Below are 16,047 nucleotides of genomic sequence, written 5' to 3'. Positions count from 1 at the left end.
ATTTATCGGTTAGCGAAGCGTAACCCGACAATAGTAGGGAGACTCTTACACCCCATACACCCCCGCCGAATCCACCCAGGTGTTCGTCTGCACGGGGTTTGTCCAGTTGGCATCGGCCACGCCGACCAAAGGAATAGGCTCGGCGCTATGGCCTGCGTTCCAGATGACGCTGGAACCTGTGGTGGCGTTTCTCCACATCACGTCATCTTTGCCGTCTGCGTTGTAGTCTCCTGTGCCTGCCACCCGGTAGTTGAGGTCACCCACGGGGTCGATAGCCAGGCCATTGGCTGCGTTGCCTGCGTTCCAGATGGCGTTGGCGCCTGTGGTGGTGTTTCTCCACAGAATGTCGTCTTTGTTGTCTCCATTGAAGTCACCTATGCCCGCTACCAGCCACGCGGTGGCAACTGTCTCTACGGCTTGGCCCGCCATGCCGTTGGCATTCTTCCAGATGGCGTTGGTGCCTGTTGCAGTGTTTCTCCACAGAATGTCGTCTTTGTTGTCGCCATCAAAGTCTCCTATGCCGGCAACTTTCCAGTTTTGGTCTCCTACGCTGTCTACCGGCTGACCTGTGTCGGCGACGGCGCTTTTCCAGATGGCATTGGCACCTGTATTGGTGTTGCGCCACAGGATGTCGGCTTTGGTATCTCCATCAAAGTCACCGACGCCAGCGATTTTCCATTGGGTGTCTCCTACGGAACTCACCGCCTGCGGGGTCATGCCATTGCCACTTTTCCAGATGATGTTGGCTCCGCTGCTGGCGTTTCTCCACAAGATGTCAGCATTTTTGTCAGCATCAAAGTCAGCGATGGCAGCTATTTTCCAGGTGGTGTCGCTGACGTCGAAGATGCTTAGGCCGACGCTGGCATCGGCACTGCTCCAAATAGCGTTTTTGCCGGTGCTGGTGTTCCTCCAGATCAAGTCGCTCTTGTGGTCACCATTAAGGTCAAAAGCGGAAACGGCTAGAGTAGGTGCGCTGGTCTCGGTCTGTGTCCAGGTGTTCGTCTGGCTTTGGATTTGCCAGGCGGTGTCACCCACTGCACTGACAGGCTGGGTCGTGCGGCTGTTGGCGCTTTTCCAGATGACGTTGTCACCCGTATTGGTATTTCTCCAGAGGATGTCGCTGGTGCCATCGCCGTTGTAATCGGCAGTGCCTGCGACTGTCCAGCTCAGGTCGCTGATGCTGTCTATGGGCTGGCCTTGATCGCTTTTGCCGCCTTTCCAAATGGCGTTGGCACCTGTGCTGGTGTTCCTCCAAAGGATGTCTGACGTGGTGTCTCCATTGAAGTCACCGATGCCCGCAACTTGCCAGTGGGTGTCGCCGACGGTCGAGACAGCTTGGGCATGCATGGTGTCTCCGGATTGCCAGATGACGTTGGCACCTGTGCTGGTGTTTCTCCACAAGACATCTGATACGGTATCACCATTGAAGTCTCCAATGCCGGCAACAATCCAGCGGGTGTCATTGACACCGACGATGGGTTGGGGGGTCAAGGCATTTGCACTGCACCAGATGATGTTGGCTCCAGTGCTTGAGTTCCTCCAGAGAATGTCGGCACTTTTGTCGCCATTAAAGTCGCCCACGCCCACAATTTTGTAATTGGTGTCGCCTACGCTGACCACGGGTTGCGTTTGGGCGCTGGTACCGCCGCTCCAGATGGCGTTGGCACCTGTGGATGTGTTTCTCCAAAGGATATCAGCGGTTTTGTCGCCATTGAAATCGGCTGTGGAAAGTATTTTCCAATGGGCGGGGTCGCCTACTGCAGTGATGCCCAGGCTTTGGCCGGCACTTGCACTGTGCCAGAGGACGTTCTGGCCTGTGGTGATGTTGCGCCAGAGGATGTCACTAACGTTGTCGGTGTTGAAGTCGGTGGATGGCACCAATAATTTATGATCACCCAGAGGTATGGTTTGATCAGAAAATTCTGCATACTCAATTTTCGTCAATACATCATTGCCATCTGGGCCGACTATCGTCCAACCAGTGGGTGTCGCAGTCAACACATAAAGGGAACGCACACCACCAAAAACTACCGTATCCACGCCAGCGCCACCGTTCATCGAGTCGTCGCCACCACGACCTGATAAGGTATCGTCTCCAGCATCCCCATATAGGTATTCTGCACCATCAGAACCAAAAATACTATCGCTACCACTGCCACCCATAACACCTTCGATACCTACTAGACTGTCACTATTGATATCAATACCAGTCGCTATTCCAGTAGCAAGATCCACAGTTATTTCATTCACGGCTGATTCATAACTAACTATGTCAAAATCCATACCCCCGTCATAATAGTCATCGCCCTTTCCTGTACCTCCGATAATGACATCTACACCGTTACCACCAAAAACGAGGTCGTCACCATCTCCTCCACTTAGGTAATCACCATCAGCGCCTCCTGTCAAAGTATCATTTCCTGTTCCACCCGATAATTCGTCATATCCATCCCTGCCATCCAGGTAGTCTCCACCATCCCCACCGGACAATACATCACCTTGCGCAGAACCAAGAATTTCATCTGCGTAAGCCGATCCAACAAATTCCTCGATATTTTCCGCAAGCTGTCGAGTACCGTTACGGCCTTCAGCAAGGGAATGTTGAGTCAAATCTACGCTTATCGACGTGGTACTGGCGGAATAGTCGAGTTGCGTAACCGCTGGTGCTCCAATTATTTGGTTAGGAAAAACACTGATATTGACGGTATGCACGGCACAGTTACCCCAACCATCGTTCGTGTTGAGTACCAGCGCACCTGCATTGCCAGCGAACTTTGCTTCTGGTGTAAAGGTCAGCTCGCTCAAATCGGTACCGCTAACAACAGAACCCTCAGTAAGGACAGCGTTGCCGAGCTTGATGGTAGCGTATCCAGGCAATGACTGGATCGTCACTTCAACGGAATCCCCGTCAGTATCAACCACATCGATCAAACTCAACGAAATATCAGTAGCATCTTCTACAGCTACGGCCAATGATGGCATCCTGACAATGGGCACCTGATCTTGCCCCCCCTTTGTACGAACGGTTATTTCATAATCCCTGCCGACATCGGCTGCAACCCCAGAATTTTTAACTTCAGCATAAATGGTCACTGGTGCATAAGCAATTAATTGCACACCATCGTCCTTTGGTGTCATTTTCACAGCATCAAAATTATTCCAAATGATTGGATCGTGTGCATACTGATCATGGAAGTAATAGGTACTATTCAGAAGTGTGAGTGTTCCCGCAGATGTCGAAAAAAAGTACTTCTGACTAGGTTCTAAATCCACACGATACCAGTCGGCATCACTGGCAGTTTCAAACGTGGCAGCAACTGAAGATTGACTGCCCAACATCGGCGTTAGTCTTCCTGTCGTTAACGCATCAGACGAATAATCATCTTCAACTGCAGTAGTAACTAATTGCTGCCCAATGAGGGTGTAGTTTGTCTCCGCGAGATTGTCAACGTCGTACACGTTCACATACCAGCGTCCATCCGACGATGCAGTAAACGTGACTTGACCATTTGCATCTGGCATCAATGATACTGAACGGGTAGCATTCTTGACACGAAAGTCTGCTTGACTGGCATCGATCGGCAAACTGCTAGACGAGTCGCGCAGTGAAAACTGGTAGGTACACCCAGCTTCGGCATCAAAGTACCAATTGTCACTATCGCTAAGATCGGAACTGTTGTACCCAATGATTCCGGAAATGGAACGAACCGCCTGGCTCTGGAAGAACTCAACAGAGCTCGTCCTGGAATCAGTGAAGTCGTCTTGAAGACCAAGATCAACGACATTCATCGTGACATTGGTCGTCGATGAACTCGTCAACGCATCGGGATCAATTTCTACCCAATGCAATCCCGATGTGCGAGCAATAATTTGCTGTGTACTGTACGCAGTACCCGATCCATAATACGAGCTGGAGTTGTCTCCGGAATTTGTCAGGGATTCGCCGAGTGCATTGTCGATTCGAATATCGCGAACATCGAATTTAGCACCAGCGTTCGATGTTACCTGAACCTCATATACATGGTCTGCGACCAGAGTCATTCCATAATTTTGGTTGGGTGTGTTTTTGGTGTACGCCGCTGTCTTAGCTTGGCCCTGCGTCCAACTCGTCAAATTTGTTTCGATCAAATTCACTTCGTAGCTACCAATGCCAGGCTGTGCTTCTGTTACATTATCAAGTGCAGCAAACAGTTTAATGTAATAAGTGCCAGTTGCAGATGGAATTATATTTAGCTGATCATAGCCAAAAACGTTGTTATAAATTCCTGTCACGGGATTGCCGACAGTATCAACCATTTGCATGATGGCATCATCCAAGTACTCATCCTCTACCACACTGGCAGAAAAGGTGTATTTCTTTCCCGCTGTCAACGTTGCTTTCACCCAGTCTTGATCACCTGTACGCTCAAAAATTCCGGTTAGCTGCGTGCCCGGAATTAAGACACGTGCGTGAGAAATATCTACCACATCGTCGATACCTGTGGTATCAATAGCAGCAATCTTATAAGCGGCACCTGTCACCATGCCAGCACCCACCTCCAATATGTAGTAACCACTGTGCGATGGTACATAGATGGCACCGGCATCCAAAGACAATGCACCATCATAAGATTCAATATCTAACACAGAAAAATGAATATCTGGTGAAGTCCCGCTTGGTACACTGATAATGTCGATTTTGTAATTCGTACCGCTGTTGAGCCAAACCTTAAACCAGTCTTCATCGCCAACCGTTTCATGGACCCCTGTCAAGTACTGCATGCTCGCACTTGATGAGACATTGAGCATTCGTGACGTATTTAAGTCTGTCCCGGCATCGTCAAGGTAAGGATTCAATTCAACGGTATAACTTCCAATTCCATCACCATATTCATTGACCTGTAGGTATACGCTGGTCGGCACAGATGTTGTAAACGACCCTCTACATGCGCCGTCCACAGTTAGTGCAGTGCCATCGGCATCAAAAAAATATCGGCCCTGCAAATGAATGCCATCATCCACTTCGTTGACACGTGCGTCATAAGTGACGTATTGCCCATATGACCAGCCCGCTACGTCAGCTTGTGGATTCAGCGTAGCTTTGAACCAGTCTTTATCGCCAACCTGGTTTATGGCTGAAGGTGCTGAGGGTACGCCATTAGTCGGTACTGTTCCGCTTGTCAAAATGTTGTCTAGCAAGTCGACAGTCAAATCATAGGCAGTGACTTTCAACGTATATGTACCTGTGCGACTCCCAGCATCTTCGGAATCCACTTTGAAGTAGTAGTCGCCGCTCTGAGATGGTGTAAATAACTGCCCCTCATCGTGAGCGTTGAAATAAAGATATTTAGTGGAGACCGAGACATCACAGTCTATATCTGGATTTTCCAAGGTACCCAAGGCAGAATCCTTGCCATACACCGCAGCCAGATAGGTTTTGTTAGCCTCTAGATATACTCTAAAAAAATCGTCGTCCGATATTTTTTGAATACCCCCGGTGATTTGTATTGTGCCCGCAATCGGGTTACTAGCGGTATTGAGTACATTTGCATTTGCTGGGTCATTGCCAAAATCATCAATTGCTTCAACAGGCGCTACCTTTGAATTGACTGTAACTTGGTAGCCACCAAAACCATTGAGCCATATCACTTTGTTATTGACTGATTGATAACCGCTTGTTTGACCTTCTACTGATATAAAATATGTTCCATTCGAATTGGGTTGAAATTCAAATTTGGCGGGCCAGCCATTGGGTGACCCGGTTGCACCTTGAATTATATTTCCTGATTCATCTCTGATATAAATTACCTGTTTTTCTAAAGGCTTGTCGGTGCCATAGGTTCTCCCATCTATGTCTATCGTATATACTTTTGAAGAGCTTAGGATAACTTTATACCAATCTTGATCAGTTGCGTCTTCAATAGCACTCCGAACCGATCCGCTATCGGGGTCGATAGTTGCTGTCGATGCTATCGATCCAGGAATTGTATCCTGGTCTGAATTATCGATAATCTTAATTTCTGTTACTCGTGGCTCCAGGACCAATTTAACCTGATAGTCCAAGGCCGTTGCCCCGACCTGCGTAAAGCGAACCACGTAGTCCCCTGTTCCACTAAATTCCTTTATTTCAATCAGACCGTCTTTCGAGATTACATTAAAGTTTTCAACAAGAGAATCATTCTTAAATATTTGAACAACACCTTGAACAGGTTGCGAAAAACCTCCAAACTTCAAATTCATTTTGACAGAATCCGTGATGGTGACACCGAACTCTTGAACCTTGTAAGTCCCCTCAGTGTGAATATCCGACGCGCTAGCGCTTTCGCTTAATTGAATAAACTGACTCTGCGGACTCTTTGTGATAATTTGATTTTCAAGTCGACTGGCTAAAATAGAGTTTTCAATTTGAGAACGAATCTCTTCATTATAAATAGAACCACTAGCGTCAATTGCATTCGCTAGCGCCAAGTCAATATTGCGTATTGCTTTCGCAGTAGTATTATATTCCTCTATATTTAAGTAAGTACTATATCCGTTCACCCCGGCGCCAACTAAAGTGCCAACGTAAGGAATTAAACCCGCGAATGCGTTCGTTAGGGCTAATGATCCATCTCCAAGAATGTCAAGTATCGGACTATCTCCTGCAGTCTCTTTAAGAAAATTCTTGACACCTTCAATACCACCAAGACTACTCTTTATTGCCAAAAATCCTTTGTAGTAGTTATCTGCTATCCACTGGGCATCAAATGTTTGAGCTGACAACGGCTGCTTGGAATCAAGCGCTGAGACGATGCTTTCCAGACTTTGTTTTGCATTCATTAGGAAGGCACTTGCTTCCTTCAGCATTGCTATCTCTGCATACTTAACTCTTGCGGTGTTTGTCATTGAACCAAGGGTTGTACCTAAATCAGAAATATCAGCAGATTTTTCTACCACCTTTGGGAACACTTTTTTAACAATAATCTTACCTGCCTCTTTGAGAAACCCTACAGCTAAACTCCCAAGCGTTCCCGTAACGTCAAGAGCAGCTCCGGCTACCCCCTGAACATAGCGCAGATTGATTTCAGTATCAATCGCGCCCCTCACGTCTTCCAAGAGAGGAACTAGTTTGGTATCAAGCCTATTAACACGTATGTCCTGTAGAAAATCTAGGGCCATGCTCGTCGCGGCGAGCACGCTGACATCATAAGGTTCCATGTTGGTAAGGTGACTTCCTGCTGCATCTTTTACATAGAACAAGCTACCAGCATTAGTTGGGGTTAGTTCTGGAATGACTGGCACAATGTAAGTATTGCCATTCCATACAATATGCGTCTCAACAAAAGCTGGGAGTGTTGGTACTAAATTTGGATGAACGTCAATTTGACTGGCTTCTACATTTCCTATCTTGGTCTCCAGATACCAATCACCCGCAGATGCTTGTGATCCGGTAAGGTCATCCGACCCCGCCACATCCGCCCCCGTCGCCTGCGCCAACGACGTTATAAACTGCACCCCCACATCCCCTTGCGCCACATTACAACCATAAAGCAAAATATCTCCCGTATCCGTCAGCGCACCGCCAATACTCGCCAACTGGCTCAGGTAACCAGACAAATTACCATTGTTCAGTACAGTATTACCCAAATACAGCGATCCCTGACTCCCGTGCGAAATAACATGCAGCGCATCAATGCCAGAGCGCCCATTCAAGCTGGCCACCATCTGCTCCAGCCCATCGGACTGCTCATCAATCAAATAAACCTCAGACCCTGGCTCCAAGCCATCTATCAGGGTTTGGTAATCGGCAACGCGTGTGTCCACAAAAACAATGCTGGTACTCATAGTGTTTATCTCCTTTAGTGGTTACAGGTCATTCATCAAAACAAAATTTGGTTGGCAGGTCGTCTAGTACATTCAGCACATAGGCAAGATTTGGCCGCAACTACTCACTCAGCAACATTTTTGCCCTTTGTTCCTCACTCGTCAGCACAGCCGACATGCCTTCCCTGACAACTTGCTAAAAAAGTCATGCCATTTTGGAAGTATGACCTCCGGCAAGTATTTTTTGGATCTATCCGCTCCTGCTTGTACAAGCTCTTGTCTGCGGGTTGGTGCAGCGGGGTCTATCACCTGCGCTATGGCGGTGGCGGCTTCAGTGGCAGAATAGGGACTAAAGTACTGTGCGGCCTCCGCATACACCTCAAGATGAGCCGCAATACTGGACGCAGCAACCACTCCGCCACAGCGCATTGCCTCTACGCCTGAAAAATCAAAACCCTCACCAAAACTGGGGCACACGGTGGCACGCGCATGTTTGTACAAAAGTCGTAGCTCTTCTGGCAGCACGTCTTCCAGCATGAACAATTGGCCACGCTCCAGCCATGGTATGCACTTGTTTACTATTGCCAGATAGTCCCATCCCAACATGCCAACAATGATGAGTTTGAGATCAGGGAATCGATCCGCTCGGAGTTGTTCCCAGGCTGACAGCAATGTGGCGTGGTTTTTTCGCGGTTCCATGGTAGACACCATCAGCAAATACTCCAACGGCTGAGACACGTCGTCAGCGGTCAAACCAAAGTGTTGTTGTCGGCTAATCATCTCTGACAGCCAAGTGTGCATGCGTAACTGAATAATGCCTGGTATACGAGTCGGTTGTGAAGCGTCGTCAAAATAATGCGGCGACAGCATGTTGTGAATGGTGACTGATCGCTCTTGGGCCTGAGGAAAGATCGAAATCAAATCTTTGCGTGTTGTGTCTGAGACGCATGCAAAGTAGGCACCACTCGCTACGTTTTTGCGCAAAGCCTGGTAATGAGATGCCTGATGCATCGATCTGTTGTTGATGGTGTGAGGCATCAATACAGGGATGGCATCGTGGTAGCGCACCACCAATGTGGTGCGCTTGGAAACTGTTGCCGGATAAGGAGTTTCTGAGATCATCACATCAAAGTCACTGGTGTCCAGCCTGGCGTACAAGGCATGGCCAAGCTGATTCGTCAGCAAGGCACACACATGCATCACTGACCAAGGCACACGACAGACGCGAAAACCGGCACGAGTTACCAGTTTGAAGTGTTCAACGGGCAATGTTCTTTCAAACATGCTGCGCCAGATAAAATCTTGAAAATGTGTTGCGTCAAACTTGCCCAGTTGCTGATCTTGCCCCACCAGATGGCGTACCAAGAGCGCTGGCAGCGATAGAACCAATGCGATTTGCGCACTGATTCTGTCCAACAGTTTTGGTTTGGGATCAGGCTGAAGCGAGATGACAACACGGGACAAGCAATTAATTTGTTGATCAATACTGAGTGGATGCTGCTGCAAGTCTATGCCAGCAGGCAGTGCCTTGGCCAACACTCGATTGCTGCTTTGAATCAACCCATCGACATTAATGTCATCGAGCGAATTCAAAGCACAAAACAAGAGCCGCGTTTCTTGTGGGATTCCGGCGTATCCATTCAAAGCCGGGCGCAATTCGAGAAGAATTCGCAACATTGTTACAAGCAATTACAGAGTGTGGGTTTTGTAAAAGTTATACGCATGATCGACAGTCTCAAACTCAAATAACTGACCCTGATGAAGAACTACGGCCTTTTCGCAATACAACTTGATCACGTCTGCGTCGTGCGTCACCAATATAAACGCACGATCCTTGCGTTTGTGAAATAACTCCCAATGACACCGTTCGTGAAATCGTGCGTCGCCAACAACCATAGCCTCGTCTATCAAAAAACAATCAAACTCAATGGCCATTGACAGCGCAAATGCCAGTCGAGTCAACATGCCTTGCGAATAGTGCAACACAGGCTCACGAAAATAGACCCCCAACTCGGTAAATTCCTCAACAAAGGGTATCAGTGGTTTGTGGTCAACGCCATAGACACGACATACAAATTTAAGATTATCCAGACCCGTGAGGTGCGACTGAAACGCCCCACCAAATGCCAACGGCCAAGACACGCTCATTTCTCGTCGAATAGTGCCGGAGGTTGGATGTTCAGCGCCACTCATCAAGCGAATCAAAGTTGATTTGCCTGCGCCGTTGCGTCCCAGGATGCCGATGTTCCTGCCCCGCTCCAACCGCAAGTTAATCCGATCCAGTACGGTGCGCAAACCCAACCGTGTTTTGTACGACTTGCAAATATTCTCGATGGAAATCATCGTGTTTCAACGTGTAGTCCGGCTTCGCGCACCATGTACAAGGCAGCCAAGGTCAATACCAGACAGCAGGTCGCCATGTAACCCATGTTGTAGTGAGTTCTCACTGCATTGCCAAAATAGCCCTCCCGAAGAATTTCTATACCATGTACCATTGGCAATAATAGGACATATTGTTGCACTTGCGTTGGCAACCACTCAACCATATAGGCTGCACCAGACAGCGGGAACAGCAGGTACGAAGCCGGTGGCCAAAGTTTTTCGACAAGATGACTGTAGGCTGTACCGGCCCCGATCAACATGGCAAGGACAGTGCCGAACCAAGCCAACATGAACCAACCGAAAATGACTGTCAGCGTATCAACAGGGGGCTGCATCCAACCCATTCCTATCAGCAGTAATGACAACACTGCGAATGAAGTGGTTGCCCCAGTCATTTCAATGACGCTACGAATAAAAAAAACATCAATCACACGCACATTGCGGTGGTAGAGCAAACCCAGATTAGACGCAATAGCGCCCATGCTTTGGTTGGCACAATTTCGCCAAAGCAAGACCGATGAGTAACCCGTGATGGCAAATGCGACGATAGGAATGCTTGAACCATGATGAAACCCTGCCCCCATCCAAAGTGCTGCGACACCCAAAGTAAAAATCATCGGTTCTACAAAAACCCACAATACACCCAGATTTTTACGCCCAAAGCGGGTAATGATTTCGCGCATCAACAGAGCGTACAGCACACGCCGCTGGATGGTCAGTGCATGCAATAGAGAAGTTGGCGATGCCATGGAAGACTATGCGTAGAAAACTATTCCTGGTGTTCTTTGATGCTGGCAACAAGAAGACTGATGACACCCCAAGACAATAGCCCCAGCAAAAACACAGTCACAACAGAACGAAGGCGGCGAGGCTCCATGGCATGATCAGGCAGATTGGGTTGCACAAGCCGCTCAAGATAAAGTTGCTTTCTGACAGCCTCACTTTTTGCAGTTTCCAGCGAAGCCAACGCCGTGGCAAGTTGCCGATCAGCAAAGCTCTTTTCCAGCACAAAACGGTCATAACTGGCAGACTTTGTAGTTAGCGAACCGGCGCTGCCCGTAACTCGCGTTTTTTCTTTGTCTATTGTTTTTCGAATGTTGGAGACATAACCTTCCAGTGCCTTGATGTTTGGATTGTTGGGTGATATTTGCCGGAGTTGTGCAAGTTGAGCCTCACTGGCAAATAACTCTTCCTGTAATTTAGCCACGCCTTGCAGTTGCATGGCAGACTGCCGATCAGGGTCAAAAACCGATTGTCGTGAACGAAATGATGACAGCGCTAAGGCAGCAGCCTTGGATCTGTTTTCTGCAACAAGAACTTCCTGCTGTGCCACAGCAATCAAGTCTTGACGACTGCGATCGTTGAGATTATTCACCAATCGCTCCCCCATTTTTAGCAATAACTCGTTAATTGCGAATGAATCGGCAGCAGTAAAAGACCGAACTTGCAGCACCGAGATGGAGGAAACGGTGTTGTACTCGATACTGATATGACGCTGGTAGTAGCGATGAAAAGCCTCAAAGCTATCATCCCAATCCAGCCCTGGAAAGCGATTCATCACGTCAACCGCTGTACTTGAATATGCTTTGCGCACTGCCAACTGGCGATCAAGTTCAGTGAGTGCATCACGAGACATAATGTAATCATGTACTGAATAAGTGTCGTCTTGTGAACGGGTAAACCCCGTGTTTTGTAGAAATGCCCCCAGGCCGCTCTGCAATTGACGCTGCGGATTGCGCACCACGAACCGAGCTTCTGAAATATAAACATCCGATGCAATCAGCGTGTAATAAATAATAGCCCAACAGGTTGGCGCAAGTACCGTAAAGACAAAAATCCAATGGACGATACATAAGCGAAATTTATGCTGCTTGATCATGGAAAGAATGCGCTGGAAGCTGTCAGGGCATGCAAAGCCTTTTATGAAAATTACATATATTTTATGCAGTTAATAATTGATTATAAATATCAATGTAGGACTTCACCATTCGATCAGCAGTAAAATGAGTTTGGTATTTAGTTTTAGACCGCTTTCCCATTGCTATAGCTTCATCAGGATGCTGCCATAAGTAAAGCATCGCTTGCTTCAAGGCATGGTGATCGGCAGGAGGAACAACAAGGCCCGTTTCACCAGCAATATTGATAGAAGTCGTTCCCGTGCCAATCTCGCTGGAAATCATGGGTTTGCCAAACATCGCACCTTCAAGTAGCGTAATACCAAAGGCCTCAGAACGTAAATGTGACGGAAAAACAATCCCATAGCACAGTGTTAACAAGGCGACCTTGTCTTCGTTGGATAAGTAGCCCAAAAAATGAACTTGACTCAAGCCTAGCTTCATGGCATGATGCTTTAAGGATTTTTCTAGTGGTCCATTACCAACAATGACCACTGGAAATTCCACATTTTCCGATGCTTTGAGCAATGTATGAAGGCCTTTATAGTGCCGCAACACACCTACAAAAAGAAAGAATTTCGATCCAAACCTTTGATGCCAATACTTCACTTTTTCAACCGATGGCTCTGGGTAGGTGGCTTTATCCAGACCTATAGGAATCACACTAACCTTCTGTGCGAATTTTTGTAGTACAGGACTGCTTGCATAATAGTTGGATGAAGTGGCAATAATTTTGTCAACGCTGTTTAAAAATCGCTCTTGCAACGGACGATAAATATTGAAAAGATGCTTTTGTCGTACAATGTCCGCGTGGTATGTCACCACTGTTGGCTTTTTGACTCTGGTTACAAAGTGAACCAAATCCATCAATGGCCAAGGATAGTGATAGTGAATAATATCAACATCCTTGGACAACTGGGTAAAGTGATGGAATACAGTGGCCGAGAAACCCGTTGAAGCGACATAAAAGTGGCATTGTGCGCGATGTACAAAATATCCTTCAATTTTAATAGTTTTTAATTCACGACCTGACGTCAGAGACAACACATGCGTGTTAATTCCAAGTGTACTTATTCCGCGCGCAAGTTGATGAATGACTTGTTCGACCCCTCCCATCGAATCTGGAAAAGATGTCTTATAAAAATGTAATACTCTCAAATCATCCTCCTGAAAAGGTAACTTATCAATAAATTAGGGCAAGATTGCAGAAGTGTATAGATCACAAATTAGAGCCGCCAATCGCGGAATGGCGGTATTTCGTGTAATGCGATCCTCCAAATTATTGATAAGCTACACTTTTGATGAGTGGGTCTGGACTCCGAAATATCGCTTCGGATCGCAAAATATATACGAGCAGTGCGCGCATCGCGCAAATGACCGAATTTTATTTTTTCGCTTTACGCAAGGAAAAATTTCAGAAAAAGTTCAATCAATACAACTTGTTAGCATCGCCAAAATCTGTCAGGATGTGCGTCAGTTGTTTCAACGTCAGTGGAAAAGGTTTGCCGAGCTGTTTTTGGTGCATGTCATTGACCAGTCGCGCCAAGCCGGTGCGGTTGAGCACGGGTGGATCGCCTTTGAGGGCCAAACGCTTGAAGTCAGCAAACCGGGTGTTCAGCACGTCGCATACCAGTTTCAGCGCCAGTGTGCGCAGAAGTGCGTTCAACTCGGTTTTGCTGTGCCCGCCGATACGTTCCAGTGCCTGTAAGAGGCCAAGTTCATTTTGCAGATTATTGACTTTTGCCTGTGACTCAGCCAATGCCTGCGTTAGTGCCAAGTTATCCTTCTTCAGGTTGTCGATCAAGAATTGTTTGGTCTGCCCAAAGATGCCAAGGTCGGTTTTGGGTTCTTCACCCAACAGCAGGGTGACCAAAGTAGAGCTGTGATAGGTGGATATATTTTGTGGCCCACCCGGTGCAATTTCGCCATAGGTGTAAAAGCCCGCAATTGGCAGGGTTGATTCGATCATGTCTGTCGCGGTACTGAATTCGCTTGCTGCATCGCTATCCAGCACCAATGCGCGGCTGATACACGAAAACCACAATACCCCGGCTGGCGTATACGCTCCCGGAAAATGCGCCAGGGCTGATAAGATATTTTGACGTGACACGGCCAGTATGGCAGCCGGGTCGGGTTCAGTGAGTTGAATTTGACACTCACTAGGCAATAACTGAATCGACTCCAATGCACCGGTATCTTCGGAATATCGAACAACATCGCGAAAGTAGTGGTCGTTTTTCTCGCGCTCAGGATAAATCACAAACGGGTGACAGACTGATAACTGTCCACCTTGCAGGCGGTAGCGTGATGCCAAATAATCTATGGCGGGACGACTGGCAATAGTCTTGATCCACTTGCCATCGCACTCTGCGTTCAACCGCTCACCTACTGCGTGCCAGCCCGAACTCAAACCCTGGGTGACCGCCCACTGGTAGCGTAACGGGCCACTCAGCAGCAAAAAAGGCACGGCGTTGTGCAGCACCTCCTCGTTAAAGAACTGCTCTGTGGATGCCATCGTGAAGTTTTCAGCAGTGGCACCGCCGAAAAATCGCGTACCTGGAAATTGGCTGACAAACAGCCTGACTACCGACTCGCCATCCAGTCCGATGCCGTCAGGAAAAAGCAATCCCAACACTGGGCGGGCTTTCGACTCTGCCAGATTGCTACTTGCGGTAATAAAACCCTGCTGCTGTAATTGCTGGGTGGCGCTCTCCATGTTGTACGCTTCGTCCTCAAACGCCAAATTACGTAGAACGCCAGCGCGAATGCTGATGCTGTCGCTGGCAAACAGGATGAGTAGGCTTGAGCTGACTCTGTAGCCCTGAGTTCGCGAAACTTCGCCGTTGGAGCTGCCGCCGACGATCGGGCAATCGGGCAAAATGCGTTTGAGCTCGCATAGCAATTCGGTATGGTTGCGGCCAAAAGTCGAAAACAACAGTGCAGCACGCGGTATCTGGCCGCCCAAATCACGCAGCGCTTGATCGGCCAGGGCCACTGCGGCTGTAGTAGGCTTCGCGGTTAGGCTGTGGGCAGTACTGATTTTGAACATGGTGTCTTCCTCTCTGGCAATATGGAGTTGTCAATTTGCTGATGCGATGTATGCAGCTTGGAACTTCTCAGTACAATCAGGCATTTTTAAAATAAAAATATAGGATAAGCAATGGGAACGGACTCAGAGTGGGAACAATGGGGACAACGAGACCCTTATTACGGAGTCATCACACACCCAAAGTTTCGCAGAGACAATTTTGATGAGACGGCACGGAGTGAATTTTTTGAATCTGGGCAGTGTCATGTTCAGCACATCTTGGCTACATGTCGGCAACAGATCGACTCAACGTTTAAACCATCTCGTATTCTCGATTTTGGCTGCGGCGTTGGAAGGCTTTTGATTGCGTTTTCCGCTCAAGCAGTTCAAGTTGTGGGTCTTGACGTTTCTGACAGTATGTTAAGCGAAGCACGCCGCAATTGTGAAGAGATCGGTGTAAGAAATGTTGTTTTGATAAAATCTGACGATGATCTTACATTACTTGAAGGTACGTTTGACATGATTCATTCAACCATTGTCTTCCAACACATTCAACCACAACGCGGGCTTCGACTGTTTGCACGACTGCTTGGTTATCTTGCCCCGAGTGGCATTGGTACGATACAAATTACCTACGCGAAAGCTATGTACGCTCCAAACTTGGGTGCAGCGCCGTCAACTGCATCTTTGACTGTCAGTAATGTTTGGAGTAATTTGTCTTCCACCTTAAAACGATTTATAATCAACGATTTATTATCTGGTTTTTCTTACTCAAGGAAAGACCCTGAAATGCAAATGAACGTTTACAACCTAAATCAATTGATGTTCATAATGCAAGAGATTGGCATCAAGCGATGCTACACCGAATTTACGGATCATGGTGGTGAGTTAGGTGTGTTTTTGTATTTTCAGAGACCGCACACACCATAAAAATATTCTTTCTTACTTTTATGCACTTAC

8 protein-coding genes are annotated in these 16,047 nt (G+C 47.6%); 1 reads left to right on the top strand and 7 read right to left on the bottom strand.

Annotated elements, in window-relative coordinates; translation table 11 throughout:
- Positions 1 to 45 precede the first annotated feature (45 nt).
- From CENROD_RS10290 to CENROD_RS10260, 7 genes are all read right to left on the bottom strand, one after another.
- On the bottom strand, positions 46 to 7,803 hold the full coding sequence (locus CENROD_RS10290) for a DUF4347 domain-containing protein (RefSeq protein WP_022775839.1): 7,758 nt from the start codon (positions 7,801 to 7,803) through the stop codon (positions 46 to 48).
- 141 nt (positions 7,804 to 7,944) lie between these two features.
- Positions 7,945 to 9,459, bottom strand: coding sequence for a glycosyltransferase family 4 protein (locus CENROD_RS10285; RefSeq protein WP_022775834.1), 1,515 nt, complete (start codon positions 9,457 to 9,459; stop codon positions 7,945 to 7,947).
- Positions 9,460 to 9,471: 12 nt separating this feature from the next.
- On the bottom strand, positions 9,472 to 10,125 hold the full coding sequence (locus tag CENROD_RS10280) for an ABC transporter ATP-binding protein (RefSeq protein ID WP_022775829.1): 654 nt from the start codon (positions 10,123 to 10,125) through the stop codon (positions 9,472 to 9,474).
- Entirely contained in the window at positions 10,122 to 10,913 is a 792-nt protein-coding gene (locus CENROD_RS10275; protein ID WP_022775825.1) for an ABC transporter permease, read from the bottom strand. The genes CENROD_RS10280 and CENROD_RS10275 overlap by 4 nt, the downstream gene beginning before the upstream one ends.
- 20 nt (positions 10,914 to 10,933) lie before the next feature.
- Entirely contained in the window at positions 10,934 to 12,043 is a 1,110-nt protein-coding gene (locus tag CENROD_RS10270) for a KpsE/RkpR family capsule polysaccharide export protein (protein ID WP_022775821.1), read from the bottom strand.
- Positions 12,044 to 12,104: 61 nt separating this feature from the next.
- Positions 12,105 to 13,217 (bottom strand): glycosyltransferase, encoded by a 1,113-nt coding sequence (locus CENROD_RS10265; RefSeq protein ID WP_041193536.1) that lies wholly within the window; start codon positions 13,215 to 13,217, stop codon positions 12,105 to 12,107.
- A 271-nt stretch (positions 13,218 to 13,488) separates the two neighbouring features.
- On the bottom strand, positions 13,489 to 15,108 hold the full coding sequence (locus CENROD_RS10260; RefSeq protein WP_022775815.1) for an FIST signal transduction protein: 1,620 nt from the start codon (positions 15,106 to 15,108) through the stop codon (positions 13,489 to 13,491).
- A 111-nt stretch (positions 15,109 to 15,219) separates the two neighbouring features.
- Between CENROD_RS10260 and CENROD_RS13265 the strand changes: the two genes are divergently transcribed.
- Positions 15,220 to 16,017 (top strand): class I SAM-dependent methyltransferase, encoded by a 798-nt coding sequence (locus CENROD_RS13265; protein WP_022775811.1) that lies wholly within the window; start codon positions 15,220 to 15,222, stop codon positions 16,015 to 16,017.
- Positions 16,018 to 16,047 lie beyond the last annotated feature (30 nt).

It is taken from the genome of Candidatus Symbiobacter mobilis CR (assembly GCF_000477435.1).
GTDB classification, from domain to species: domain Bacteria; phylum Pseudomonadota; class Gammaproteobacteria; order Burkholderiales; family Burkholderiaceae_C; genus Rhodoferax; species Rhodoferax mobilis.
The sequence above is the reverse complement of the archived record's forward strand: the minus strand, read 5'-3'. Positions and strand labels throughout refer to the sequence as shown.